The 23098-nt window shown below is 72.6% G+C and carries 24 protein-coding genes; 7 read left to right on the top strand and 17 right to left on the bottom strand.

Annotation, left to right across the window (positions count from 1 at the left end; all coding sequences use genetic code 11):
- Nucleotides 1-17: 17 nt before the first annotated feature.
- Both BLT43_RS16620 and lysA read right to left on the bottom strand, forming a co-directional pair.
- Nucleotides 18-2576 (bottom strand): TIGR02302 family protein, encoded by a 2559-nt coding sequence (locus BLT43_RS16620; RefSeq protein ID WP_090114698.1) that lies wholly within the window; start codon nucleotides 2574-2576, stop codon nucleotides 18-20.
- Nucleotides 2577-2634: 58 nt separating this feature from the next.
- Nucleotides 2635-3900 carry a diaminopimelate decarboxylase gene (lysA, locus tag BLT43_RS16615; protein ID WP_090114696.1) on the bottom strand — a complete coding sequence of 422 codons (1266 nt, stop codon included), beginning with the start codon at nucleotides 3898-3900 and terminating at the stop codon, nucleotides 2635-2637.
- 129 nt (nucleotides 3901-4029) lie between these two features.
- Here lysA and BLT43_RS16610 point away from each other — a divergent pair, with 129 nt between their 5' ends.
- Nucleotides 4030-4857: a class I SAM-dependent methyltransferase gene (locus BLT43_RS16610; RefSeq protein WP_090114695.1), complete on the top strand. Its 828-nt coding sequence runs from the start codon at nucleotides 4030-4032 to the stop codon at nucleotides 4855-4857.
- A gap of 24 nt (nucleotides 4858-4881) precedes the next feature.
- Here the strand turns inward: BLT43_RS16610 and BLT43_RS19405 are convergent, their stop codons facing one another.
- Genes BLT43_RS19405 through argH form a run of 3 tightly spaced genes read right to left on the bottom strand, consistent with a single transcriptional unit; the run spans nucleotide 4882 to nucleotide 6709 of the window.
- On the bottom strand, nucleotides 4882-5187 hold the full coding sequence (locus tag BLT43_RS19405) for a DUF2834 domain-containing protein (RefSeq protein ID WP_090114694.1): 306 nt from the start codon (nucleotides 5185-5187) through the stop codon (nucleotides 4882-4884).
- Nucleotides 5184-5324: an argininosuccinate lyase gene (locus BLT43_RS19400; protein WP_131802684.1), complete on the bottom strand. Its 141-nt coding sequence runs from the start codon at nucleotides 5322-5324 to the stop codon at nucleotides 5184-5186. The genes BLT43_RS19405 and BLT43_RS19400 overlap by 4 nt, the downstream gene beginning before the upstream one ends.
- A complete protein-coding gene (gene argH, locus BLT43_RS16600; protein ID WP_090114692.1) occupies nucleotides 5321-6709 on the bottom strand; it encodes an argininosuccinate lyase in 1389 nt (462 codons plus the stop codon). Before argH ends, BLT43_RS19400 begins: the two co-directional genes overlap by 4 nt.
- Before the next feature lie 24 nt (nucleotides 6710-6733).
- Here argH and BLT43_RS16595 point away from each other — a divergent pair, with 24 nt between their 5' ends.
- A complete protein-coding gene (locus tag BLT43_RS16595; protein ID WP_090114690.1) occupies nucleotides 6734-7291 on the top strand; it encodes a TlpA family protein disulfide reductase in 558 nt (185 codons plus the stop codon).
- A 105-nt stretch (nucleotides 7292-7396) separates the two neighbouring features.
- Here the strand turns inward: BLT43_RS16595 and BLT43_RS16590 are convergent, their stop codons facing one another.
- Nucleotides 7397-7966, bottom strand: a complete 570-nt coding sequence (locus BLT43_RS16590; RefSeq protein WP_090114688.1) for a YqgE/AlgH family protein — start codon at nucleotides 7964-7966, stop codon at nucleotides 7397-7399.
- Between the two features lie 143 nt (nucleotides 7967-8109).
- On the opposite strand from BLT43_RS16590, the gene BLT43_RS16585 reads away from it, so the two are divergent.
- Nucleotides 8110-8907 carry a protein-disulfide reductase DsbD domain-containing protein gene (locus BLT43_RS16585; protein ID WP_090114686.1) on the top strand — a complete coding sequence of 266 codons (798 nt, stop codon included), beginning with the start codon at nucleotides 8110-8112 and terminating at the stop codon, nucleotides 8905-8907.
- Here the strand turns inward: BLT43_RS16585 and moaB are convergent, their stop codons facing one another.
- Genes moaB through ubiA form a run of 6 tightly spaced genes read right to left on the bottom strand, consistent with a single transcriptional unit; the run spans nucleotide 8908 to nucleotide 14218 of the window.
- Entirely contained in the window at nucleotides 8908-9435 is a 528-nt protein-coding gene (moaB, locus tag BLT43_RS16580) for a molybdenum cofactor biosynthesis protein B (protein WP_090114684.1), read from the bottom strand.
- Nucleotides 9436-9437: 2 nt separating this feature from the next.
- Complete coding sequence (locus BLT43_RS16575; RefSeq protein ID WP_090114682.1) at nucleotides 9438-10055, bottom strand: LysE family translocator; 618 nt, start codon at nucleotides 10053-10055, stop codon at nucleotides 9438-9440.
- Nucleotides 10056-10066: 11 nt separating this feature from the next.
- A complete protein-coding gene (locus BLT43_RS16570; protein WP_090114681.1) occupies nucleotides 10067-10852 on the bottom strand; it encodes a uracil-DNA glycosylase in 786 nt (261 codons plus the stop codon).
- Between the two features lie 42 nt (nucleotides 10853-10894).
- On the bottom strand, nucleotides 10895-11221 hold the full coding sequence (locus BLT43_RS16565) for a hypothetical protein (RefSeq protein ID WP_090114679.1): 327 nt from the start codon (nucleotides 11219-11221) through the stop codon (nucleotides 10895-10897).
- A 10-nt stretch (nucleotides 11222-11231) separates the two neighbouring features.
- Nucleotides 11232-13190, bottom strand: coding sequence for an OmpA family protein (locus tag BLT43_RS16560; RefSeq protein ID WP_090114677.1), 1959 nt, complete (start codon nucleotides 13188-13190; stop codon nucleotides 11232-11234).
- 59 nt (nucleotides 13191-13249) lie between these two features.
- Nucleotides 13250-14218, bottom strand: coding sequence for a 4-hydroxybenzoate octaprenyltransferase (gene ubiA / locus BLT43_RS16555; RefSeq protein WP_090114675.1), 969 nt, complete (start codon nucleotides 14216-14218; stop codon nucleotides 13250-13252).
- A 12-nt stretch (nucleotides 14219-14230) separates the two neighbouring features.
- On the opposite strand from ubiA, the gene BLT43_RS16550 reads away from it, so the two are divergent.
- From BLT43_RS16550 to BLT43_RS16540, 3 genes are all read left to right on the top strand, one after another.
- Entirely contained in the window at nucleotides 14231-14950 is a 720-nt protein-coding gene (locus BLT43_RS16550) for a 16S rRNA (uracil(1498)-N(3))-methyltransferase (RefSeq protein WP_090114673.1), read from the top strand.
- Nucleotides 14951-14980: 30 nt separating this feature from the next.
- Nucleotides 14981-15496, top strand: a complete 516-nt coding sequence (locus tag BLT43_RS16545; RefSeq protein WP_090114800.1) for a hypothetical protein — start codon at nucleotides 14981-14983, stop codon at nucleotides 15494-15496.
- A 129-nt stretch (nucleotides 15497-15625) separates the two neighbouring features.
- On the top strand, nucleotides 15626-16996 hold the full coding sequence (locus BLT43_RS16540) for a glutamate--cysteine ligase (RefSeq protein ID WP_090114672.1): 1371 nt from the start codon (nucleotides 15626-15628) through the stop codon (nucleotides 16994-16996).
- Nucleotides 16997-17032: 36 nt separating this feature from the next.
- On the opposite strand, the gene BLT43_RS16535 is transcribed toward BLT43_RS16540, so the two are convergent.
- From BLT43_RS16535 to BLT43_RS16515, 5 genes are all read right to left on the bottom strand, one after another.
- Nucleotides 17033-17347 (bottom strand): NINE protein, encoded by a 315-nt coding sequence (locus BLT43_RS16535; RefSeq protein WP_090114671.1) that lies wholly within the window; start codon nucleotides 17345-17347, stop codon nucleotides 17033-17035.
- A gap of 63 nt (nucleotides 17348-17410) precedes the next feature.
- Nucleotides 17411-18016, bottom strand: a complete 606-nt coding sequence (gene plsY / locus BLT43_RS16530; RefSeq protein ID WP_090114669.1) for a glycerol-3-phosphate 1-O-acyltransferase PlsY — start codon at nucleotides 18014-18016, stop codon at nucleotides 17411-17413.
- A complete protein-coding gene (pyrC, locus tag BLT43_RS16525) occupies nucleotides 18016-19293 on the bottom strand; it encodes a dihydroorotase (protein ID WP_090114668.1) in 1278 nt (425 codons plus the stop codon). Before pyrC ends, plsY begins: the two co-directional genes overlap by 1 nt.
- Nucleotides 19290-20246, bottom strand: a complete 957-nt coding sequence (locus BLT43_RS16520; RefSeq protein ID WP_090114667.1) for an aspartate carbamoyltransferase catalytic subunit — start codon at nucleotides 20244-20246, stop codon at nucleotides 19290-19292. Before BLT43_RS16520 ends, pyrC begins: the two co-directional genes overlap by 4 nt.
- Before the next feature lie 91 nt (nucleotides 20247-20337).
- A complete protein-coding gene (locus tag BLT43_RS16515) occupies nucleotides 20338-21285 on the bottom strand; it encodes an L-threonylcarbamoyladenylate synthase (protein WP_090114666.1) in 948 nt (315 codons plus the stop codon).
- 106 nt (nucleotides 21286-21391) lie between these two features.
- Between BLT43_RS16515 and BLT43_RS16510 the strand changes: the two genes are divergently transcribed.
- Nucleotides 21392-23092, top strand: a complete 1701-nt coding sequence (locus tag BLT43_RS16510; protein WP_090114664.1) for an acyl-CoA dehydrogenase — start codon at nucleotides 21392-21394, stop codon at nucleotides 23090-23092.
- The last annotated feature ends 6 nt before the right edge of the window (nucleotides 23093-23098 follow it).

Raw genomic sequence — 23098 nt, 5'->3', positions numbered from 1 at the left:
GCGGGCCGGCCGGCCGCTCAGAACAGGTCGAGCAGGCGCTCGAGGTAGTCGCGTTCGCTCTGCGGGCGCTCGCGTTCGCCGGCGCGGCGGCGGATCTCGTCCAGGAGCTCCTCGGCGCGGCGGGCCACGTCGCCGTCGCCAAGCAGCGAATCCTCGGTGCCCATCCGCCCGTTCGACCCCATGTCCCGGCCCAGCGGGTCGCGGCGGCCGGGGCCGGTCTCGGCGCCGGTGCCGCCGCGGGCCTCGCCCTGTCCGGGCTGCGGCTCGCCGTTCTCGGCCAGCGCGCGGCCCAGCTCGCGCACGCCCTCGCGCAGCGCCTCCATCGCCTCGGCCTGCCTATCGATCGCGCCGGCGAGATCGTCCGAGCGCAGCGCCCGCTCGGCCTCGTCCATCGCGCCCTCGGCCCGGTCGAGCGCGCCGCGGGCGCGGTCGGCGCTCTCGCCGTCGAGGCGGGGCAGGGCGCCGCGCTGGCGCTCAAGCTCGTCGCGCAGCGCCTGCTGCCGGTCGGCGAGCGAGCCGCGCATGTCGCCCTGCCCGTCGCCGCCCTGCTGGCCCGGCTGCGGCTGGCCGTCCTGCGGCGGGCCGTTGTCACCGGGCTGTCCGGCGCCGGGCTGGCGGCCCGGAGACTGGCCGCGCTGGCCGGGCTGGCGCCCGTTGAACCGGTCCTGCAGGTCGCGGAAGGCCTCGTCCGACAGGTCCTGCTGGCCGCGCAGCGTGTCCTGCAGATCCTGCATCGAACGCTGGCCCGGGGTCTGCGGGCCGCCGCCGCCTTCGCCCTGCGTGACGCGCAGGTTCTCCATCATGCGGTTGAGCTGCTCCATCAGCTCGGCCGCCTCGGCCATCCGGCCTTCCTCCATCAGCTCCTGGATCCGGTCCATCAGCGCCTGCAGCTCGTCCTGCGTGACCTGCATGCCCTCGTTCTGGCCGGTCTGCGGCTGGTCGAGGCCGCTCTCGCCCGGCTCGGCGTTCTCGGCCAGCATCCGCAGGTAGTCGTCGGTGGCGGCGCGCAGCTCGTCCATCAGCTCGGCGATCTCGTCTGGCGTGGCGCCCTCGCGCATCGCCTCGGCCAGCCGTTCCTGCGCCCGGCGCAGCCGCTCGCGCGCATCGGCCAGCGTGCCGTCCTCGAGCTGCACCGCGAGATCCCACAGCGCCTGCGCGATCTCGGCCTGCGCGGCATCGCTCAGCCCGCCCGGCGCGCCGGCGGCGGTGTCGAGCCGGCGCAGCGCCACGCGCAGCCGCAGGTAGGTGCTGCGGTCGCGAAACAGCCCCTCGGGGCGGTGCGAGACCGCCCGCAGCACGTCGCGCACGCGGGCCGCGTTCTGCTTGGACCACAGAAGGTCGCGGCGCTGCTCGGCCACGGCACGGGCCAGCGGCTGGAAGAAGCGCCGCCCCGGCAGGGTGGTCGGGTAGGGGCCCGATTCGCCGGTCTGCTCGGCGGCATCGGTCGCCTGCAGCGTGATCCGCACCGGCAGGTTGGCGAAGGGGTGTTGCGAGAAGTCGCCCGCCAGCACCTCCTCGACCTCGTCGCGCGCGCCGCTGTAGGGCATCGGCAGGTCGACCACGATCGGCTCGCGCGCCTGCCATTCGGTGGCGAGGCCGTGGCGGCGCTCCACCGCCTCGACGTCGAGCGCGATGCGCGCGGTGCCCGAGACCACGCCGTGATCGTCGCTGGCGCGGAAGGGCAGCGTCATCTGCCCCAGCCCCTCGGTCTCGAGCGGGCCGGCGACGGCGATCTCGGGCGCGGCGTCGGGGGTGACGGTGACGTCCCACGCCGCGCCGCCGGGGCCGGAAATGGCGATGCGGCCGTCGCGGGTGACGATGAAGCTCTGGCTGGCGTCGGAGGCGGCCGGCAGGTCCTCGGTGCGGCCCGAGACGGTCTCCGAAAGGGTCAGCGCGCCGATTTCGCCGTAGAGCCGCACGGTGATCCGGCTGTTCTCGGGTACCGCGAGCGGGCCGGGCGGCTGGTCGGCAAGGTAGAGCGAGGGCAGGCCGGTATGGGCGGGCGGCTCGATCCAGCCTTCCCAGACCGGGCCCTCGGCCAGCGCGCCGCCGCCGCCCGGCGTCATGCCGACGACCGAGCCCACGCGCCAGACCGAGCCGAAGAGCAGCGCCACGACGAGGAACAGGAGCGCGATGTAGCGCAGTCCGAACGGGTCGCGCGCGGCCAGCCGCAGGTCGGGCCGGGCCGGGGCGGCATGGTCGCTGCGCGCGCGCATCCGCTTCAGATGCGCGGCCCAGAGCGCCTCGGAGCCGATATCGCCGCGCCCCGTCGCCTGCGCATCGAGAAGCGCCGAGACCGGGCGGCCGGGCAGGCTGCGGTCGAGCCGGTCGATCGCGGCGGCGCGCGAGGGCCAGCGGAAGCGCCACAGCCCCCAGCCCAGCGCGACGGCCGCGCCGAGCACCGCGATCACCGCCCAGCCCCAGAAGATCTCGACCGGCAGCCGGTCCTGCCAGCCCGCGATCAGCGGCGCCAGCGCCACGGCCAGCACGGTCCAGAGCGGCCAGAAGGCGCGCAGCGCGCGCTCGGCGACCATGCCGGCGCGGGTCAGCGCGACGGGGCGTTTCAGATGCGACAGGGGATCGCGGGTCTCGGTCAGGGTGCCGGTGCTCCGTGGCGCGGGATGGGCCTCTCCATCATAGCCATTCGGGGATGGTATCGCGCGCGATCATTTCCTCATAGCTGGGGCGGCGGCGGATAACCGCGAATTGATCGTCGCGCACAAGCACTTCCGGGATCAAGGGGCGGGCGTTGTACTCGCTGGCCATCACCGCGCCGTAGGCCCCGGCCGAGCGGAAGGCCACGAGGTCGCCCTCGGCGACGGGCGGCAGGTCGCGGCCGCGCGCGAAGGTGTCGCCGGTCTCGCAGACCGGGCCGACCACGTCCCATTTGCGGGTCTCTGCGCCGGCCTCGGGCTCGACCACCGGGACGATGTCGTGATGCGCCTCGTACATCGCCGGGCGGATCAGGTCGTTCATCGCAGCATCAAGGATCAGGAAGTCGCGCCCCTCGCCGGACTTGGCGTAGGTGACGCGGCTGACCAGCAGACCGGCATTGCCGGCGACCAGCCGGCCCGGCTCGATCTCGATCTCGCAACCCAGATGCCCGACCGTGCGCCGGATCAGCGCGCCGTAGTCGAAGGGCAGCGGCGGCGCCTCGTTGACCCGCTCGTAGGGGATGCCCAAGCCCCCGCCGAGATCGAGGCGGCGGATGTCGTGGCCCTCGGCGCGCAGGGTCTCGGTCAGCTCGGCCACCTTGGTGAAGGCCGCCTCGAAGGGGGCGAGCTCGGTCAGCTGGCTGCCGATATGCACGTCTATGCCGATCACCTCGATTCCGGGCAGGGCGGCGGCCATGGCATAGACCTCGCGCGCCCGCGCGATCGGGATGCCGAACTTGTTCTCGGACTTGCCGGTGGCGATCTTGGCGTGGGTCTTCGCATCCACGTCCGGGTTCACGCGGATGGTGATCGGGGCGGTCCTGCCCAGCGACACGGCCACCTCGGAGAGCGCCTGCATCTCGGGCTCGCTCTCGACGTTGAACTGGCGGATGCCGCCCTCGAGCGCCATGCGCATCTCGTCGCGGGTCTTGCCGACGCCGGAGAAGACGATGCGCTCGCCCGGGATGCCGGCGGCGCGGGCGCGGGCGTATTCGCCGCCCGAGACGATGTCCATCCCGGCCCCGGCCTCGCCCAGAAGCTTCAGCACCGCGACGTTGCCGAGCGACTTGACCGCGAAGCAGACGAGGTGCGGCAGCCCTTCGAGCGCGTCCTCGAACAGCTTGAGATGGCGCAGCAGCGTCGCGGAGGAATAGACGTAGACCGGCGTGCCGACGCTGGCGACGATCTCGGAAATGGCGACATCCTCGGCCATCAGCCGGCCGTCGCGGTAGAGGAAATGGTCCAAGGCTGGCGCTCCGCTGCAGATTCCGGCTCGGGTCTTAACAGATCGGTTGGTGATCCCAACCCCCGCGATTGTCGCGGCGGGCCGCCCGGCATGTTATGATCATGGCCGGGAACCGCCTAGGGCGGGGGGATGATGGGCGACTACGCGACATTCGCGGAGCGCGAGCGCGAAGGCTGGTCGAGCGCCGGGATCGCGGCCGCCTTCCGGCACTGGTTCGGGCCCGCCGCCGAGGTGGGGGCGCGGCGGCTGGTCGAGATCGCCGATCCGCGGCCGCACCAGGAGGTGCTCGACCTGTGCTGCGGCCAGGGCGCGATGACGCGGATGCTGCGCGCGACCGGCGCGCATGTCGTGGCGCTCGACTTCTCCGAGACGATGCTCGAGGCGGCGCGGGCCAACGCGCCGCGGGCCGAGTATCACCTGGGCGACGCGCAGGACCTGCCCTTCGACGCGGGCCGCTTCGACGCGGTGCTGTGCTCGCTGGGCATCCCGCATCTGCCGGACCAGCCGCGCGCGCTGGCCGAGGTGGCGCGGGTGCTGCGGCCGGGCGGGCGCTTCGCGATGTCGGCTTGGGTCGGGCCGGAGGCCTCGCCGGCCTTCGCCGCCATCTTGGGGCCGATCCGCGAACATGCCGAACCCGGCCTGATCCCGAAGCAGCCGGACCTGAACCGCTTTGCCCGCCCGGCCGAGGCCGAGCCGCTGATCGCGGAGGCGGGGCTGCGCTACGAGGGCATCGAGCGGTTGAAGGCGGTGCTCGAGATCGAATCGCCCGACCAGCTGTTCGAGGCCTTCTCGACCGGCACGGTCGCGGTCTCGATGCTGCTGCGCGACCAGCCGCGCGAACGGGTGGCGGCGATCCTCGCCGGCTCGATCGCGGCGGTGCGGTTGCAGCCGCAGACCGAGACCGGCTGGCAGGTGGCGATGCCGCTGGCGGTGCTGAGCGCGACCAGGCCCGACTAGATGGACCCGATCAAACGAGCCCGGCTAGATCGGCCGGGTGCGCAGGAACAGAAACAGCGGCAGGCCGCAGCCGACGCCGATCAGGGCGGTGGCGGGGATCGCCAGCAGCGCCTCCCAGTTGCGCCGCACCCGGACCTCGACGAGGATCCAGGCGATCAGCGTGATCGCGGCGATCACCAGCTCCCAGGCCAGCGCCTTGGTGGCGAGATTGGCGCCCCAGGCGGCCAGCAGACCGTCCCAGGAATAGCCGTTCTGCGCGAACCACGCGATCGACCAGCGCATCGGGTGCAGCGCGCCCCAGACCGCCAGCGCCAGCCAGAACCACCTCACGGCCGCGCCTCGCCCAGGCCGCCCAGCGTCCGGCCGGGGCCCGTGGCGCCGTAATCCAGCGTCGCCCCGGCCCGCTCGGGCGGGGCCTCGGCGCCGCAGCCGGCGAGCAGGAGCAGCGCCACGAGCGCCGGTCTCACCGCAGCGCCTCGCGCCAGCGGGCGATCTGGGCGCGCACGTTGTCGGGCGCGGTGCCGCCATAGGCGCTGCGCGAGGCGACCGAGTTCTCGACCGTCAGCACACCGAATACGTCCTCGGTGATGCCCTCATGCACGGCCTGCATGTCCTCGAGCGAAAGCTCCGGCAGGTCGCAGCCCTTCTCCTCGGCGCGCGCCACCAGCGACCCGGTGACGTGATGCGCGTCGCGGAAGGGCAGGCCCAACTCGCGCACCAGCCAGTCGGCAAGGTCGGTCGCGGTCGAGAAGCCCGAGGCCGCGGCGGCGCGCATCGGCTCGGGGTTGCCGGTCATGTCGGCCACCATGCCGGTCATCGCGGCCAGCGACAGCATCAGGTTGTCGGCGGCGTCGAAGACCTGCTCCTTGTCCTCCTGCATGTCCTTGCCATAGGCGAGCGGCAGGCCCTTCATCACCGTGAGCAGCGCCACGTTGGCGCCCATGATCCGGCCGATCTTGGCGCGGATCAGCTCGGCGGCGTCGGGATTGCGCTTCTGCGGCATGATCGAGGAGCCGGTCGACCAACGATCCGACATCGCCACGAAGCGGAACTGCGCCGAGGACCAGATCACCAGCTCTTCGGAGAGCCGCGACAGGTGCATGGCGCAGATCGTCGCGGCCGACAGGAACTCGAGCGCGAAGTCGCGGTCCGACACGGCGTCGAGGCTGTTGGCCATCGGCCGGTCGAAGCCGAGCGCCTTCGCGGTCGCCTCGCGGTCGATCGGGAAGGAGGTGCCGGCGAGCGCGGCGGCGCCCAAGGGGCTTTCGTTCATCAGCGCGCGGGCATTTGCGAAGCGCGCCCGGTCGCGGGCGAACATCTCGACATAGGCCATCATGTGGTGGCCCCAGGTCACCGGCTGCGCGGTCTGCAGGTGGGTGAAGCCGGGCATCACCCAGTCGGCGCCGGTCTCGGCCTGGCCGAGCAGCGCCTCGATCAGCGCCTTCAGCGCCGCGTCGGCGGCGTCGCACTGGTCGCGCACCCATAGCCGCAGGTCGGTCGCGACCTGGTCGTTGCGCGAGCGCGCGGTGTGCAGCCGGCCCGCCGGCTCGCCGATCAGCTGCTTGAGGCGGGCCTCGACGTTCATGTGGATGTCCTCGAGCGCGGTCGAGAACTCGAAGCTGCCGCCTTCGATCTCTGACAAGACCGTGAGAAGGCCTTTCCTGATCTCTTCCGCATCCTTAGCGTCGATGATGCCCTGCGCCGCGAGCATCGCGGCATGGGCCCGGGACCCTTCGATGTCCTGCGGCGCCAGTCGCCGGTCGTAGCCGATCGAGGCGTTGATCGCCTCCATGATCGCATCCGGCCCGGCGGCGAAACGGCCGCCCCACATCGCGTTGGAGCTCTCGGTCATCACTTGGTCCTTAAGGGAAGTCACATGCGCAGCGTCGTTCTCATCGGTCTTTACATGGCGTCAGTGAGCCTTGCAAACGCGGACCCCGCGGCGCTCGAGGCGCTGCGCGAGGGCGACATGCGCAAGCTCGCCGTGCATGCCGAACCGCAGCCCGGCTCGGACGTGGCCTTCGAGGCCGAGGACGGCACGGAGATGACGCTGGCCGAGTTCGAGGGCAAGCCGGTGCTGGTGAACTTCTGGGCCACGTGGTGCGCGCCCTGCCGGGTGGAGATGCCGCAGCTCGCCGCGCTGCAGGACGAATACGGCGGCGACGATTTCGAGGTCGTGACCATCGCCACCGGCCGCAACGACCCGGCCGGGATGGAGCGTTTCCTGACCGAGATCGGCGCCGAGAGCCTGCCGCGCCACAAGGACCCGCGCCAGACGCTGGCGCGCGATCTGGGCGTGCTCGGCCTGCCGGTGACGCTGATCCTCGACGCCGAGGGGCAGGAGATCGCCCGGCTGCAGGGCGAGGCGGACTGGTCCTCCGACAGCGCGCGAGCCATCGTCGAGGCGCTGATCGCCGAAGGGCAGGAGGGCTGACAGGGCGGGATCTGCGTATTTGAAGAGAAAAGTAGTCCAGAGAGGTCTACTTTTCTCCGAAAATACGCAAGGCGACCGGCCGGGGCCGGGCGCGCCGCTCGAAGGTCAGGCCGTGCCGGAGGTCGAGGACAGGGTCAGCGGGTCGATGCCGATGCCCTTGAGCGCGGCGGTCCACTTGTGCTCGTTGGCGCGGCCGAAGACCACGGCGTGCTGCGCCTCGCCGATCAGCCAGCCGTTCTGGGCGATCTCGTCCTCGAGCTGGCCCGGCCCCCAGCCGGCATAGCCCAGCGCCAGCAGCGAGGATTTCGGCCCGCGCCCATGCGCGATCTCCTCGAGCACGTCGAGCGTCGCGGTCATGGCGGTGCCCTCGTCGACCTGCAGCGTGCCCTGCTCGGATTCATAGTCGGTCGAATGCAGCACGAAGCCGCGGCTCTCCTCGACCGGGCCGCCGATATGCACGCGGATGTCGCGCAGGCCCGGATCGGGCGAGATGCCGAGCTGGTCGAGCAGGTCGGAGAACCGCACCTCGGTCGCCGGCTTGTTGACGATCAGCCCCATCGCGCCGTCCTCGGAATGGGCGCAGATGAAGATCACCGCATGGTCGAAGCGCGGATCGCCCATGCCGGGCATGGCGATCAGCAGCTTGCCGCTCAGGTCTGCGTTCAGGGCTTTCATGATTCAACAATGTGGCCTGCGGCAGGCGCGATCAAGGGCCGGGGGCAGGCTTCGTCGCGGCGGCGTGAACGCCGGCGGGCCCGAGCGGGCCTCTCGCGCCGACGTGACTTCCCTTTGATCACGCGCAGGGGCACACCCGTGCCATGAGACAATTCGCCCCGCTTCTCGCCGCCGCGCTGGCCTGCGGCCCCGCCCTTGCCGGCCCCGCCGACCAGATCGTCCGCCTCGACGTGCTGCCGGGCTGGCGCACCGAGACCGGCACCCACATGGCCGGGTTCCGGCTGACCATGGCGCCGGGCTGGAAGACCTACTGGCGCGCGCCGGGCGAGGCGGGCATTCCGCCGGAGGTGGACTGGACCGGATCGGAGAACGTGGCGAGCGTGCGCTTCCACTGGCCGGTGCCGGAGGTGTTCGAGCAGAGCGGCTACGAATCCATCGGCTATGCCGAGCAGGTGACGATCCCGGTCGAGCTTACGCCCGCCGCGCCGGGCGCGCCGGCGCGGATGCGCGGCCGGCTCGACATCGGCGTCTGCGAGGAGGTCTGCGTGCCGGTCTCGCTCGATTTCGCGGCCGACCTGCCGGTCAGCGCCGATCGCGACGCTTCGCTGTCGGTGGCGCTGGCCGACCGGCCGATGACGCCCGCCGAGGCGGGGCTCGACGCCGCGACCTGCGCCGTCCGGCCGTCGGAAAGGGGGCTGGCGCTGACCGCGACGCTGGCGCTTCCGCCGCTCGGCGCCGAGGAGACCGTGGTGGTCGAGACCGGCGACCCGGCGCTCTGGACCACGCCGGCACGGGTGCGGCGCGAGGGCGGGCGCCTGGTGGCGACCACCGAGATCGGCCATGCCGGCGGGCAGGGCGTGGCGCTCGACCGTTCGGCGCTGACGCTCACGGTGCTGGGCGGCGGCCGCGCGGTCGAGATCAGCGGCTGCCCGGCCGCCTGATCACTTGCGCCGCAGGTGCTCGTCGAGCCGCGGCATGATCTCGACGAAGTTGCAGGGCCTGTGGCGGTAGTCGAGCTGCTTCTCCAGAATCTCGTCCCAGGCGTCGCGGCAGGCGCCGGGCGAGCCGGGCAGGGCGAAGAGATAGGTGCCGTTTGCCACGCCGCCGGTGGCGCGGCTCTGCACCGCCGAGGTGCCGATCTTGCCCATCGACACCATCGTGAACACCGTGCCGAAGGCGTCGATCTCCTTCTCGTAGACATCGCGATGCGCCTCGACCGTCACGTCGCGCCCGGTGAGCCCGGTGCCGCCGGTCGAGATCACCACGTCGATCTCGGGGTCGGCGCACCATGCGCGCAGCCGCGCGGCGATGGCGGCGCGGTCGTCGGGCAGGATGTTGCGCGCGGCGAGGTGATGGCCGGCCGCGATCAACCGCTCTTCCAGCGTGTCGCCGGAGCGGTCGTCGGCGCGGCTGCGGCTGTCGCTCACGGTGAGCACGGCGATGCGGACGGGCAGGAAGTCGCGATCCATTCTCAGGCCTTCTGCACGAGGGCGAGCCGGGCGGCGAGGCCGGCGAAGATCGAGGCCGAGACCCAGCCGAGCCAGCGCTGGAACCGGGCCGAGCCGGCCAGGCGCCGGCCGACGCCGCCGGCGAAGACGCCGACCGCGCCGTTGACCACCAGGCCGCCCAGGGCCAGCACCGCGCCGAGCGCGAGGAACTGCGCCAGCAGCGGCCGCGCCGGGTCGGTGAACTGCGGCAGGAAGGCCAGCACGAACAGGATCACCTTGGGGTTGGTGAGGTTCACGACCAGCCCCTGCCGGAAGGCGCGGGCCGGTCGCACGGCGGGGAGGTCGGCGGCCGGGGCGCCCGCGCGCAGGGCGGCGACGGCCAGCCACAGCAGGTAGGCCACGCCGGCCCAGCGGATGGCGTCGAAGAGCCAGGGCAGGGCCGCCACCGCCGCGCCGAGCCCGAGGCCCGCCAGCGTGACATGGCCGAGGATCGCCAGCGCGATCCCGGCATCGGCGGCGAGCGCGGCGCGCGGCCCGCCACGCAGGCCCTGGCCGAGGCAGAACATCATGTCCGCGCCGGGCGTCAGGTTCAGCGCCAGCGCGGCGGGCACGAAGGCCAGGAGGGTGAGCGGGTCGATCATGCGGTCTCCCGTCAGCGCGGCCGGTCGAGCCGGGCGCGCAGCGTCAGAAGGTCGGCCCAGGCCTCGCGCTTGAGCGCCGGATCGGCCAGCAGCCGCGCGGGCGGGAAGATCGGCAGCGCCGGGCGGCCCATCAGCTCGGCCCAGCGGCCGCGCAGCCGGTGCAGCCCGCCGCCATCCATCAGCGCCGCGCAGGCCACAGAGCCCATCACCACCAGCAGGTCCGGGCCGGCCAGCTCGACATGGCGTTCGAGGAAGGGGCGCATCATCGCCAGGTCCTTGGGGTCGGGCGCGTGGTCGCCCGGCGAGCGCCAGGGCAGCACGGGGGCCATGTAGACCGCGCCTTCGAGGTCGGGCGCCTCGGCCGACAGCCCGATCGCGCCGAGCATCCGTTCGAGCAGCACCGCGCCCGCGCCCGCGACCGGCGCGCCGGCGCGGTCCTCGTCGCGGCGCGGCGGATCGAGCAGCAGCATCACCCGCGCCCCGGCCCGGCCGGCGGCGAAGACGGTGCTGCGGGCGCCGCGCCGCAGCTCGCAGGGCTCGAAGGCGTCCATCGCCGCGGCGAGCGCCTCGAGATCGGGGGCGGCGGCGGCGGCGGCGCGGGCCAGCTCGACCGGGTCGGGCGCCTCGGGGCGGGGCGCCACGGCAGGGGCTGCGCCGGGGGCGGGCACCGCGGCGGGGCGCGCATCGGTCAGGGTGTAGCGGTCGAGCGGCGCGTCGAGAATCGCCTCGTCGGCGCCCATCTCGATCTGCCAGTCGAGCAGCGCCCGTGCGCGCCAGTAATCCAGTGCCGATTCCATGCCGCGCAGGCTATGCCGGATCGCGCCGGGATGGCAGGGGGCTCAGCCCGCGTTCTGACGCTCGATCCAGGCGCGCAGCTCCTCGGCCTCGCCGCGCGCCTCGCGCAGCGCCTCCATCGCGGCGCGCAGCTCGGCCTCGGACTGCTTGATCTGGCCGGTCAGCTCGGCTTCGCGGTCCTCGGCATAGGTGATCGCCTGGTCGCGGGTCTCCTCGGCCTCGTGCAGCGCCTGGGCCATGCGGTCGAGCTCGCCGATATCGGCGCGGGTGACGCGGGTGAAGCGGTTCACCAGCCAGCTGGCGAACCAGCCCAGCGCGAAGGCGGCGAAGAGGATGACCGCCGTGGCGATGATGAACTCGGTCCTGTTCACGTTCCTGTCCCTACTCGTCGTCGTCCGAGGGCCGCGCCCTCGGGCCCGTTCCGGGCTTGTCCATGGCCTGCGGCGCGTCCGCGTCGATCACCGTCGCCTCCTCTGTCGCCGCGTCCGCGTCCGGGTCCGCGGCCGCGTCGGCCTGTTCGGGGCCTTCGGCCTGCGCGCCGGTCAGCCGGAACTCGATCCGGCGGTTGGCCTCGCGGCCGTCGGCGGTGTCGTTGTCGGCGATCGGGTCGGCCTCGCCGTAGCCCACGGCGGTGAAGCCCGCCACCGGCACGCGCGAGCGGCGCAGCGCCTCGACCACGGCGTCGGCCCGCTTCTGGCTCAGCGCGAGGTTCATCTCGTCGCGGCCCTGGCTGTCGGTGTAGCCGGCCACCTCGATCTCGAGCTCGGGGCAGCGGCGCACGATCTCGGCGATGTCGTCGACCACGGGCCGCGCCTCGGCGGTGATCGAGGCCGATCCCGGGTCGAAGGTGATCTTGGTGTCGGCCGTCACGTAGGTGATCTGGCGCAGGCATTCCTCGGGGCTGGGCAGGCCGGCGATCGGGTCGAGCGCCTCCTCGTAGCTGACGTCGATCTCGAACTCGGCACCCTGGCCGAGCTTCTCGGCCATCAGCCGGGCGATCTCGGCCGAGGCGGTCTTGCGGCCGGTGCGGCCCGACACGGCGACGGTCTCGGGGCCGACCTCGAGGCTGCCCTCGCGCAGCAGCGCCAGCGCGTCGAGCCCGGCCAGCACCCGCACCGACCAGTCGGCCGGCAGCGCGTCGGCGAGGCGGGTCGAGATCTCGACCTCGTCGCGGCCGAAGCGGGCGCGGGCGAAGTTCTCGGTGGTGGTGGCGCTGAGCTGGTCGGCCAGCCGCCCGGTCAGGCGCACCGTGCCGTCCTCGGCGAGCCGCGCGGAAAAGCGCGGCGCGTCCTCGGGGCGGGCCTCGGCCGGTTCCGGCAGCACCGCCTCGAGCGCGAAGAGATCGGGCAGGGCGTTGCCGAGCCGGCCGGCGACGCGGTCGAGCTGCGCCTCGTCGGTGCCCTGCGCGGCCACCAGCGAGACGTCGGCATCCGAGAAGGTGACGCTGCCGCCGCCGAGCTCGGCCAGCGCGCCGATCGCCTCGGCCACCGCCTCGCCCCAGTTGCCCGACGGCACGCCGAGCCCCAGCCGGCAGTCGAAGGGCGCCTCGGCGCCGGCCTCTTCGGCGGCCGCCGTGATCTGCGCCAGCGCGGCTTCGGTGTCGGCCGAGCAGGCGTCGAAGCGGGCGCCGTCATCGTCGATCACGAAGCGGGCGGTGAAGGGGGCGATCACCGGGCGGGGAGCGCGGATCCGCAGCGTCAGCCGGACCGAGTCGGGCTTCAGCCGGGCCAGCTCGGCCTCGAGCCGGCGCTGCGCCTCGGGGCTGTCTGCGATCGCCTCGATCCGCACCCGGCCCGGGCGGACCGAGAGCTTGGCGCGCGGCAGGCTCTCGAGCGCGCGGGCGGCGTAGCGCAGCGCCGGCGCCCAGCCCGCGGGCACCGGGTGGTCGGCCACGTCGAGCAGGTCGCTGACGCCGCCCTCGCCGGCGAGATCGGCCAGCTCGCTCGACAGCGCCTCGCGGTCGGTCGCGGCGGGCAGCAGGCCGATCAGCGACACGCCGCCATCGTTGCGCAGGATCTCGACCGCGAAGTCGGGCGGTGGCGGCGTCTCGGCCTCGGCCACCTGCATGTTGTCGATCACCCGGCTCGAATCGACGATGCCGCCTGCCACCGACATGGCGCGGAAGCGCACCGCCTCGGTCGGCGCGGCGCCTTCGAGGATCACCTGCAGCCCGTCGCCCTGCACGCGGGCCCAGTCGTGTCCCTGCGCGGCCAGCGCGGCGCGGACCTCGGTCACGGAGACGTCCTCGACCACCGCCACGGCGGTGCGGGCGGCGATCGCGGAAAGCCCGCCGGCGGCGGCGAAGGCGATCAGCGTGGCGGCGATGGGGGGCAGGCGCATCCCGGCCTCGAGGGTTGTTGCGATCCGCGCCTTTTACGGGCCGCGCCCGGAGGGATCAATCACAGCGCCAGCGCGACGGCGAAAAACGGCAAGGGCAGGAGGCCCGTGTCGCGGTTCGAACGGAACAGCCGCAACAGGCCCGGCCCGTCCTCGGGGTCGAAGCGCGACAGCTGCCAGACCATGTGCCAGCCCATCGCCCAAGGCCCGCCCAGCGCCACCACCAGCGACAGGAGCGAACGCTCGCGCATCGCCAGCAGCACCGCCAGCCCCATCAGCAGCACCGTGGCGACCAGAAAGCCCCTGAGCCAGGCCTTGGAGCGGTCGCCGAACAGCCGGGCGGTCGACTTCACCCCGATCAGCGCGTCGTCCTCGGCGTCCTGGTGGGCGTAGATCGTGTCGTAGAACAGCGTCCAGGCGATGCCGGCGAGATAGAGCACCACCGGCGCCCAGGAGAGCGCCCCGGTCAGCGCCGCCCAGGCCAGCAGCGCGCCCCAGTTGAAGGCCAGCCCGAGAAAGACCTGCGGCCACCATGTGAAGCGCTTGGCGAAGGGGTAGATCGCGACCGGGGCGAGCGACAGCACGCCCAGCCCGATCGCCGCCCAGTCGAAGGTCAGCAGGATCGCCAGCGAGACCAGCGACTGCGCCGCCATCCAGATCAGCGCGCCGGTCACGGTGACCTGCCCCGAGGGGATCGGCCGCGAGCGGGTGCGCGCCACCGAGCCGTCGATGTGCCGGTCGGTCACGTCGTTCCAGGTGCAGCCGGCGCCGCGCATCAGGAAGGCGCCCAGCGCGCAGCCGAGGCCGATCCAGGCGGCTTTCGGGCCGAAGCCGTCCACTGCCAGCGCGGCCAGCATCAGCCCCCACCAGCAGGGCAGCAGCAGGAGCCAGGTGCCGATCGGCCGGTCGGCGCGGCTCAGCCGCAGGTAGGGCCGGGTCGCGGGCGGCGCCAGCCGGTCCACCCAGTTGCCGCGCACCGCGTCCGCGACGCCCCCCTCCGGGCCCTCTGGTGTCCGATCCGCCGCTTTCATATGGTCCGCCCCATGGCATCCAAGGTCCGGCTGTATCTAGATCACCCGCTCGCCCAAGGGCAAACCGTTCAGCTTCCGGCGGCGCAGGCGCATTACCTCTCGGGGGTGATGCGGCTGCCGGCGGGCACGGTGCTGTCGGTCTTCGACGGCCGCTCGGGCGAGTTCGACGCGACCATCCTGCAGGCGAACAAGCGCGGCGGCGAGCTGGAGATCGGCGAACTCACCCGTCCGTTCCAGCCGCCGCCCGACCTGTGGCTGGCCTTCGCGCCGATCAAGAAGGCGCGCACCGACTTCATCGTCGAGAAGGCGGTCGAGATGGGGGCGGCGCGGATCCTGCCGGTACTGACCGAGTTCACCAATTCCGAGCGGGTGCGGGTGGATCGTCTGCAGGCCCATGCCGTCGAGGCGGCCGAGCAATGCGGCGGCACATTCGTGCCGGAGGTGGCCGAACCGGTGAAGCTGGCGAAGCTGCTCGACGGCTGGCCCGGCGGGCGGCGGCTGATGTTCTGCGACGAGCGGCTGGTGGGCGAGACCGGCGAGCTGCCGGACCTGCCCGGGCCCTGGGCGGTGCTGGTCGGGCCGGAAGGCGGGTTCTCGCAGGCCGAGCGGACGCGGCTGCGCAAGCTCGACGGGGCGCACCCGGTCAGCCTCGGGCCGCGCATCCTGCGCGCCGACACGGCGGCGGTGGCGGCGCTGACGCTCTGGCAGCACCGTCTCGGAGACTGGCGATGAGCCGGGCGGCCGCAGATGCGGGGCGGTTCGATGGCTGAGCTGCTGCGCCCCGAGGCGCGCGCCATGCTGTGGCGCGGGCGCGAGGTGATCGCCGGGCTCGCCGTCGCCGGGCTCGGGCTGTGGTGGGCGCTGACGAGCTTCGGCATCCTGCAATGGCTGGGCTGGCTGCTCGCGGCGCTGGGCGGCGGGCTGGTGGTCGGCGGCATCCAGCGCTGGCGCTTCCGGCAGGAGGGGCGGGGCCCCGGCATCGTGCGGATCGACGAGGGCCGCGTCGCCTATATGGGGCCCCTGACCGGCGGCACGGTCGATCTCGATGCCGTGACCCGGCTCAGGCTCGACCGCTCGGCCAGGCCCGCGCACTGGCTGCTCGAGACCGGTTCCGAGGTGCTCGCCATCCCGGTCACGGCCGACGGGGCCGAGGCGCTGTTCGACGCCTTCGCCGCGCTGCCGGGGCTGAAGCGCGGCCGGATGCTGGAGCTGCTGAACGGCACCGGCCGCGACGCCGTGACCGTCTGGACCCGGCCGGCGCGGCTCACCGTGGTGTGAGCCCGGCGACGTCCCAAGCTGTGCGCCTGCGCGAACCGGACCCGCGAGAAACCGGGGGACGCCTCCATTGACTTGTCGCGCCATGCGCGACACCTGTAGCCCCGCCTATCGAGTAACGGAGCCAGCCCCATGTCCATCCCCCAATCCGGCGGCGGTCCGATCGAGCATCACGGCCAGCTCGCCGAGTACCTCGCCCGGGGCTGCAAGCCCGAGGCCGATTGGCGCATCGGCACCGAGCACGAGAAGTTCGGCTATTGCCGCGACAGCCTGAAGCCGCTGCCCTATGAGGGGCCGCGCTCGATCCGCGCCATGCTGGAAGGCCTGCGCGACCGCTTCGGCTGGTCCCCCGTGGAAGAGCAGGGCAAGCTGATCGGGCTGGAGCGCGACGGCGCCAACATCAGCCTCGAGCCGGGCGGACAGTTCGAGCTGTCGGGCGCGCCTCTCGAGACCATCCACCAGACCTGCGACGAGGTGAACCAGCACCTCGCCGAGGTGAAGAGCGTCGCCGACGAGATCGGCGTCGGCTTCATCGGGCTCGGCGCCGCGCCGGAATGGACGCAAGAGCAGATGCCGATGATGCCCAAGGGGCGCTACCGGCTGATGACCGACTACATGGACCGCGTCGGCACCCACGGGAAGCAGATGATGTACCGCACCTGCACGGTGCAGGTGAATCTCGACTTCTCGTCGGAGGCCGACATGGTCAAGAAGCTGCGCGTCGCGCTGGCGCTGCAGCCGGTGGCCACCGCGCTCTTCGCCAACTCGCCCTTCTTCGAGGGCAGGCCCAACGGCATGAAGTCCTGGCGCTCGCGCATCTGGCGGGGCCTCGACGACTCGCGCACCGGCATGCTGCCCTTTGCCTTCGAGGAGGGCATGGGTTTCGAGCGCTACGTCAACTGGGTGCTCGACGTGCCGATGTACTTCGTCTACCGCGAGGGCAAGTACATCGACGCGCTGGGCCAGTCCTTCCGCGACTTCCTGAAGGGCGAGCTGCCGGCGCTGCCGGGCGAGAAGCCGACGCTGTCGGACTGGGCCGACCACCTGACCACGGTGTTCCCCGAGGCGCGGGTCAAGAAGTTCATCGAGATGCGCGGCGCCGATGGCGGCCCGTGGCGCCGTCTCTGCGCGCTGCCGGCCTTCTGGGTCGGGCTGACCTACGACACGACCGCGCTCGACGCGGCCTGGGATCTCGTGAAGGGCTGGGACGCCGAGACCCGCGAAAGCTTGCGCGTGGCCGCCGCCGAAGAGGGGCTGCAGGCGCGGGTCGGCGACATCTCGATGCACGAGCTGGCGCGGCAGGCGGTGGCGATCGCCGAGACCGGCCTCAAGAACCGCGCCCGGCCCGGCAATGGCGGGCTGATCCCCGACGAGACGCATTTCCTCAACGCGCTGAAGGAGAGCGTCGAGACCGGGCGCACCCCGGCCGACGAGCTGCTGGCCGAGTACGAGGGCGAGTGGGGCGGCGACCTGAAGAAGATCTACGCCGCGCATTCCTACTGAGCGGCGCGGGCTGGGCGGCGAAGGGCGCGCGGTGCGCTACTCGGCGGCGAGGCCCTGCGCCTCCTGCCGGGCGGCGTGCTCGTCCCTGAGCCGGGCGCGCAGGGCGCGGTTCTCGTCCAGCACCATGCGCGGCAGGCGGACGAGGTCCCACAGGGTCCAGACCAGCGTCACCGCCAGCCCCACCACCGTCACCGCCAGCATCAGCATCATCGCCGCGCTGCCGCGACGGCCGAGATAGAAGCGGTGCGCGCCCAGCGGCCCGAGAAACAGCGCCAGCAGCAGCGCCGTCGGGTACTGCTTGCCCTCGCGAGCCACGCGGGCATCGATGCGGAGACGTTCGAGTTCGGTCATGCCCGCTGAATGGCACGGCGCCGCATCCGCCGACAAGCGCCGATCGGGAAACGCAGCGTTGGCCTATTTCGCGCCGATCCGCGGCTCGGTGCCGGCGCGCAGCCGCGCGATGTTGGCGGCGTGGCGGGCATAGAGGATGAGCGCGAGCACCATCCCCAGCACGACGATCCGGCCCTCGCCCAGAAGCAGCGACCACAGCGGCGCGAAGCCCGCCGCCAGAAGCGCCGCGAGCGAGGAATAGCGGAAGGCGAAGGCCGCCGCGAGCCAGGTGGCGCAGGCGGCAAGACCCACCGGCCAGCTCAGCGCGATCAGGAGGCCCAGATGCGTCGCCACGCCCTTGCCGCCGCGAAACCGCAGCCAGACCGGGTAGCAATGCCCGGCGAAGGCCGCGGCCCCCGCGATCTGCGCCGCGTCCTCGGCGGCGAAGATCCGCGCCAGGATCACCGCCGCGATCGCCTTGCCGGCGTCGAGCAGCAGCGTGGCCAGCGCCGCCGGCTTCGAGCCGGTCCGGAGCACGTTGGTCGCGCCGATATTGCCCGAGCCGATGGCGCGCACGTCGCCCAGCCCCATCAGCCGGGTGATCACCAGCCCGAAGGGGATGGAGCCCAAGAGGTATCCGACGGCCGCCCAGAGGATCAAAAGGGCGGTGGGGCTCTCCATCAGCGGCATCAGGCGGTCTCCGTCACGCTCCGACCTGCGACCCAGGTCCCGAGGACCCTGCCTTGCAGCCGCGCCCCGTCAAAGGGGGTGTTGCGCGATTTCGACCTGAGTGTGGCCCGGTCGAGCACGAAGGGCGCGTCCGGATCGAACCAGACGAGGTCGGCCGGCGCGCCGGCCGCGAGCCGCCCGGTCTCGAGCCCCAGCCGCTTCGACGGGTTGAGCGAGAGCGCCCGGAACAGCGCCGGCAGGTCGATCCGCTCGGCGTGGTAGAGCCGGAGCGCCGCGGGCAGCAGCGTCTCGAGCCCGACCGCGCCGGAGGCGGCTTCCTCGAAGGGCAGGCGCTTGCTCTCCTCGTCCTGCGGCGTGTGCATCGAGCACAGCACGTCGATCAGCCCCGAGGCCAGCGCCTCGACCGCGGCCTCGCGGTCCTCCTCCGAGCGCAGCGGCGGCTTCAGCTTGAAGAAGCTGCGGTAGTCCGCGACGTCGAGCTCGTTCAGCGTCAGGTGGTGCACCGAGACGCCCGCCGTGATGTCGAGGCCGTTGGTCTTGGCGCGCGTGAGCGCCGGCAGGGCGCGGGCGGTGGTGATCTGGTCGGCGTGGTAGCGCGCGCCCGTCATCTCGACGAGCGCGATGTCGCGGTCGAGCGCCATGCGCTCGGCCATCGGCGACACGCCCGGCAGCCCGCGCAGCGAGGCGAACTTGCCCGATGTCACGCAGGCGCCGTTCGACAGCCCCGGCTCCTGCACGTGGCCCATGACCAGCGCGCCGAGCGAGTGGGCATAAGTCAGCGCGCGGGAATAGACCTTGGTGTCGGTGACGACCCGGTCGCAATCGGTGAAGGCGACCGCGCCGGCATCCTTCAGAAAGCCGATCTCGGTCATCTCGCGGCCCTCGCGGCCCTTGGTCAGCGCCGCCATCGGCAGCACCCGCACCGGGCTGTCCTCGCGGGCGCGGCGCACCACGAATTCGAGCGTCTCGGGCGTGTCGATCGCGGGGCTGGTGTCGGGGCGCGTCACCATGGTGGTGACGCCGCCCGCCGCCGCGGCGCGGCCGGCGGAGGCGAAGCTTTCCTTGTGGCGCTCGCCGGGCTCGGAGACCTTGACGCCGAGATCGACGATGCCCGGCGCGAGGCACTTGCCGCGGCAGTCGATCACCTCGCGCGCCTCGGGCAGCTCGGTTCCCTCGATCACCGCCTTGACGTGGCCTCCCTCGACCAGCAGCGCGCCGCGGCGCTCGGTCCCGGCCTCGGGGTCGATCAGGCGGGCATTGGTGAAAAGCGTGCTCATGCCGTGGCCTCCGTACCGGTCCGCTCGGCGCGCAGGTTGCGCGCCAGAAGCTCCATCGCCGCCATCCGCACCGCGACGCCCATCTCGACCTGCTCCTGGATCACCGAGCGGTTGATGTCGTCGGCGATGGTGCCGTCGATCTCGACGCCGCGGTTCATCGGGCCGGGATGCATGACGATGGCGTCGTCCTTGGCGTGCGCAAGCTTGGCGGCGTCGAGCCCGTAGCGGTGGAAATACTCGCGCTCGGAGGGGATGAAGCCGCCATCCATGCGCTCCTTCTGCAGCCGCAGCATCATCACCACGTCGACGTCCTTCAGGCCCTCTTCCATGTCGTCGAACACCTCGACGCCGAACTCGGCCACGCCCGATGGCATCAGCGTCGGCGGCGCGATCAGCCGCAGCCGGTTCTCCATCTTGCCCAAGAGCATGATGTTCGAGCGCGCGACGCGGCTATGGGCGATGTCGCCGCAGATCGCGATCGACAGCCGGTGCAGCCGCCCCTTGGCGCGGCGGATGGTCAGCGCGTCCAGAAGTGCCTGCGTCGGGTGCTCGTGCCGGCCGTCGCCCGCGTTCAGCACCGCGCAGTTCACCTTCTGCGCCAGCAGGTCGACCGCGCCCGAATTGGGGTGGCGCACCACCAAGAGGTCGGGGCGCATCGCGTTCAGCGTCAGCGCCGTGTCGATCAGCGTTTCGCCCTTCTTCAGCGAGCTGGCCTGCATCGCCATGTTCATCACGTCGGCCCCGAGCCGCTTGCCGGCCAGCTCGAAGCTGGCCTGGGTGCGGGTCGAGTTCTCGAAGAACATGTTGATCTGGGTGAGGCCGGCGAGCACGTCGCGCGGCGCGCGGCCCTCGCGGTTGAGCGTGGCGTAATGGTCGGCCCGGTCGAGCAGCTCGGTGATCTCGAGCGGGTGCAGCGGCTCGATCCCGAGCAGGTGGCGGTGACGGAAGGTCATGGGGCAGGGCTCCTGTCGGTCGCGCGCCTTATAGGGCCGCGCGCGGCGCGGCGTAAAGCGCGGGGCGGGCGCGATTTCCCCTTCGCGACCGTCAGTCGCGCGGTGCCGCCGCCCGGCGCAGCCGGTCGTTGATCGCCCGGCCGAGCCCGTGATCGGGGATCGGCGCCACGGCGATCCGCTCGGCCCCCATCGCGTCGAGCTGGTGCAGGCAGGAGAACAGGTTCGCCGCCGCCTCGACCAGATCGCCGCTGGGCGAGAGGTTCATGTCCGCGCCGAGCGCGCCGAAGCCGAGATAGGTCTCGCCCGGCTCGGTCTCGGTGGCGTCGAGCCGCACGCTGCCGCTGGGCGCGTAATGCGAGGCCAGCTGGCCGGGCGCGCTGGGCGCGGTCGACGGCGCGACCGGGCCGAGGCCGAGCGCCCGCCCGAGGCAGGCCTCGATCGCCTCGACCGGTAGCCCGCCGGCGCGCAGCAGCACCGGTTCGTCCTCGCTGCAGTCGACGATGGTGGATTCGACGCCGACGCCGCAGGGCCCGCCATCGACCACCGCCTCGATCCGGCCGGCAAGGCCCGCGATCACGTGCTGCGCCGTGGTCGGGCTGACCCGGCCCGAGGGGTTGGCCGAGGGCGCGGCCACGGGGCGCGCGGTCTCGCGCAGGATCGCCTGCGCGACGGGGTGGTCGGGCACCCGCACCGCCAGAGTGTCGAGCCCGGCCGTCACCAGCTTGGAGATCCCGGCATAGGCGCGGATCGGCAGCACCAGCGTCAGCGCGCCGGGCCAGAAGGCCCCGGCCAGCCGCCGCGCGTCCTCGGTCATCACGCAATAGGCCTCGACCGCCTCGGCATCGGGCAGGTGCACGATCAGCGGGTTGAAGCTCGGCCGGCCCTTGGCCTCGTAGATCCGCGCCACCGCGGTGTCGTCGGTCGCGTCGGCGCCGAGCCCGTAGACGGTCTCGGTCGGGAAGGAGACGAGCCCGCCCCTGCGCAGCATCTGGGCGGCGCGGCGCAGGCCTGCATCGTCGGCATCGAGGTGTCTGGTCATGACGTGGCGTTCGGGCTTGATCGGTTCCCGGGCACCGTATCAGGCTCTGCGCCGAGGAGAAATGACGCCCGGCCTTCCGAATGCCACGCGTCGGAGGAGACCCGCAATGCCCTATACATCCCCAGTCGACGATTTCCGTTTCATTCTCGACCACGTGGTCGGTTTCGACGCGGTCGCCGCCACCGAGCGCTACGCCGAGGCGACGCCCGACATGGTGAGCGCGATCCTGACCGAGGCCGGCAAGATGTGCGACAGCGTGCTGGCGCCGCTGAACCGCGCCGGCGACCTGACCCCGGCGAAGCTCGAGAACGGGGTGGTGCGCACCTCGCCCGGCTATGCCGAGGGCTACCGCGCCATCGCCGATGGCGGCTGGGTCGGCATGGCCGCCGACCCCGAGCATGGCGGCATGGGGCTGCCGATGACCGTGACCACCGCGGTGAACGAGATGATGGGCGGCGCCTGCCTGGCGCTGCAGCTCAACCCGCTGATGACCCAGGCCGAGATCGAGGCGCTGGAGCACCACGCCTCGCCCGAGCTGCAGGCGCTCTACCTGCCCAAGCTGGTGTCGGGCGAATGGTGCGGCACGATGAACCTGACCGAGCCGCAGGCCGGCTCCGACGTCGGCGCGCTCCGCACCAAGGCCGAGCCGAAGGGCGACGGCACCTACGCGATCAGCGGCCAGAAGATCTACATCACCTGGGGCGACAACGACTTTTCCGACAACGTCGTGCACATGGTGCTGGCGCGGCTGCCCGACGGCGCGCCGGGCACCAAGGGCATCAGCCTGTTCCTCGTGCCGAAATACATCCCCGACGCCGACGGTAAGCCGGGCGAGGCCAACTCGCTGCGCGTGGTCAGCCTCGAGCACAAGATGGGCATCCACGGCTCGCCCACGGCTGTGATGGAATATGACGGCGCCACCGGCTGGCTGGTGGGCGAGCCGCATGCCGGGATGGCGGCGATGTTCACCATGATGAACAACGCCCGCCTCGGCGTCGGCGGCCAGGCGATCGGCGTGGCCGAGGCCGCGACGCAGGCGGCGCTGGCCTATGCGATGGACCGCAAGCAGGGCAAGGCCGGCGGCTCGGGCGCGATCGTCGAACATGCCGACGTGCGCGGCATGCTGGCGCGGATGCGGGCCGAGACCTTCGCCGCGCGTGCCATCGCGCTGGCCTGCGCCAGGGCGATGGACATGGGCCGCGCCGACGACAGCTCTGCTGCGCGGGCGCGCGCCGCCTTCCTGACGCCGATCGCCAAGGCCTACGGCACCGAGACCGGCATCTCGGTCGCCGATCTCGGCATCCAGGTGCATGGCGGCATGGGCTTCATCGAGGAGACCGGCGCGGCGCAGTTCCTGCGCGACGTCCGCATCACCGCGATCTACGAGGGCACCAACGGCATCCAGGCGATGGACCTCGTCGGCCGCAAGCTGATGGATGGCGGCGAGGCGGCCTTCGCGCTGCTCGACGAGATCGAGGCCGGGGCCGAGGCGGCGCGCGGCTCGCTGCCCGACCTGGCCGAGCCGGTCTGGCAGGCCGCCGAGGCGCTGCGCGAGGCGACCGACTGGCTGCTCGCGCGCGACCCGGCCGAGCGTTTCGCAGGGGCGCTGGCCTATCTGCGCGCCTTCGCGCGGGTTCTGGGCGGGCACATGCACCTGCGCGCCGCGATGGCGGGCGACGGCAAGCGCAAGCGGCTCGCCGCCTTCTACATCGCGCGGATGCTGCCCGAGCACGCCGCCCATCTCGCCGCGCTGCGCGCGGGCGCGGGCAGCGTCATGGCGCTCGGGGCCGAGGATCTCGGGGTCTGACGCCCG

This window comes from Limimaricola pyoseonensis, assembly GCF_900102015.1.
Classification (GTDB): Bacteria; Pseudomonadota; Alphaproteobacteria; order Rhodobacterales; family Rhodobacteraceae; genus Limimaricola; species Limimaricola pyoseonensis.
The sequence above is the reverse complement of the archived record's forward strand: the minus strand, read 5'-3'. Positions and strand labels throughout refer to the sequence as shown.

Coding starts and splice junctions, on each gene's coding strand:
- BLT43_RS16510 (WP_090114664.1), top strand. CDS start 21,392: ATGCCCTATACATCCCCAGTCGACGATTTCCGTTTCATTCTCGACCAC.
- BLT43_RS16520 (WP_090114667.1), bottom strand. CDS start 20,246: ATGACCTTCCGTCACCGCCACCTGCTCGGGATCGAGCCGCTGCACCCG.
- ubiA (WP_090114675.1), bottom strand. CDS start 14,218: ATGAAAGCGGCGGATCGGACACCAGAGGGCCCGGAGGGGGGCGTCGCG.
- BLT43_RS16575 (WP_090114682.1), bottom strand. CDS start 10,055: ATGATCGACCCGCTCACCCTCCTGGCCTTCGTGCCCGCCGCGCTGGCG.
- BLT43_RS16540 (WP_090114672.1), top strand. CDS start 15,626: ATGTCCATCCCCCAATCCGGCGGCGGTCCGATCGAGCATCACGGCCAG.
- argH (WP_090114692.1), bottom strand. CDS start 6,709: ATGACCGAGAGCTCCAACGCGATGTGGGGCGGCCGTTTCGCCGCCGGG.
- BLT43_RS16590 (WP_090114688.1), bottom strand. CDS start 7,966: ATGAAAGCCCTGAACGCAGACCTGAGCGGCAAGCTGCTGATCGCCATG.
- BLT43_RS16515 (WP_090114666.1), bottom strand. CDS start 21,285: ATGACCAGACACCTCGATGCCGACGATGCAGGCCTGCGCCGCGCCGCC.
- moaB (WP_090114684.1), bottom strand. CDS start 9,435: ATGGATCGCGACTTCCTGCCCGTCCGCATCGCCGTGCTCACCGTGAGC.
- BLT43_RS16550 (WP_090114673.1), top strand. CDS start 14,231: ATGGCATCCAAGGTCCGGCTGTATCTAGATCACCCGCTCGCCCAAGGG.
- BLT43_RS16560 (WP_090114677.1), bottom strand. CDS start 13,190: ATGCGCCTGCCCCCCATCGCCGCCACGCTGATCGCCTTCGCCGCCGCC.
- pyrC (WP_090114668.1), bottom strand. CDS start 19,293: ATGAGCACGCTTTTCACCAATGCCCGCCTGATCGACCCCGAGGCCGGG.
- BLT43_RS16585 (WP_090114686.1), top strand. CDS start 8,110: ATGAGACAATTCGCCCCGCTTCTCGCCGCCGCGCTGGCCTGCGGCCCC.
- BLT43_RS16595 (WP_090114690.1), top strand. CDS start 6,734: ATGCGCAGCGTCGTTCTCATCGGTCTTTACATGGCGTCAGTGAGCCTT.
- BLT43_RS16545 (WP_090114800.1), top strand. CDS start 14,981: ATGGCTGAGCTGCTGCGCCCCGAGGCGCGCGCCATGCTGTGGCGCGGG.
- BLT43_RS16610 (WP_090114695.1), top strand. CDS start 4,030: ATGATGGGCGACTACGCGACATTCGCGGAGCGCGAGCGCGAAGGCTGG.
- plsY (WP_090114669.1), bottom strand. CDS start 18,016: ATGCCGCTGATGGAGAGCCCCACCGCCCTTTTGATCCTCTGGGCGGCC.
- BLT43_RS16570 (WP_090114681.1), bottom strand. CDS start 10,852: ATGGAATCGGCACTGGATTACTGGCGCGCACGGGCGCTGCTCGACTGG.
- BLT43_RS16535 (WP_090114671.1), bottom strand. CDS start 17,347: ATGACCGAACTCGAACGTCTCCGCATCGATGCCCGCGTGGCTCGCGAG.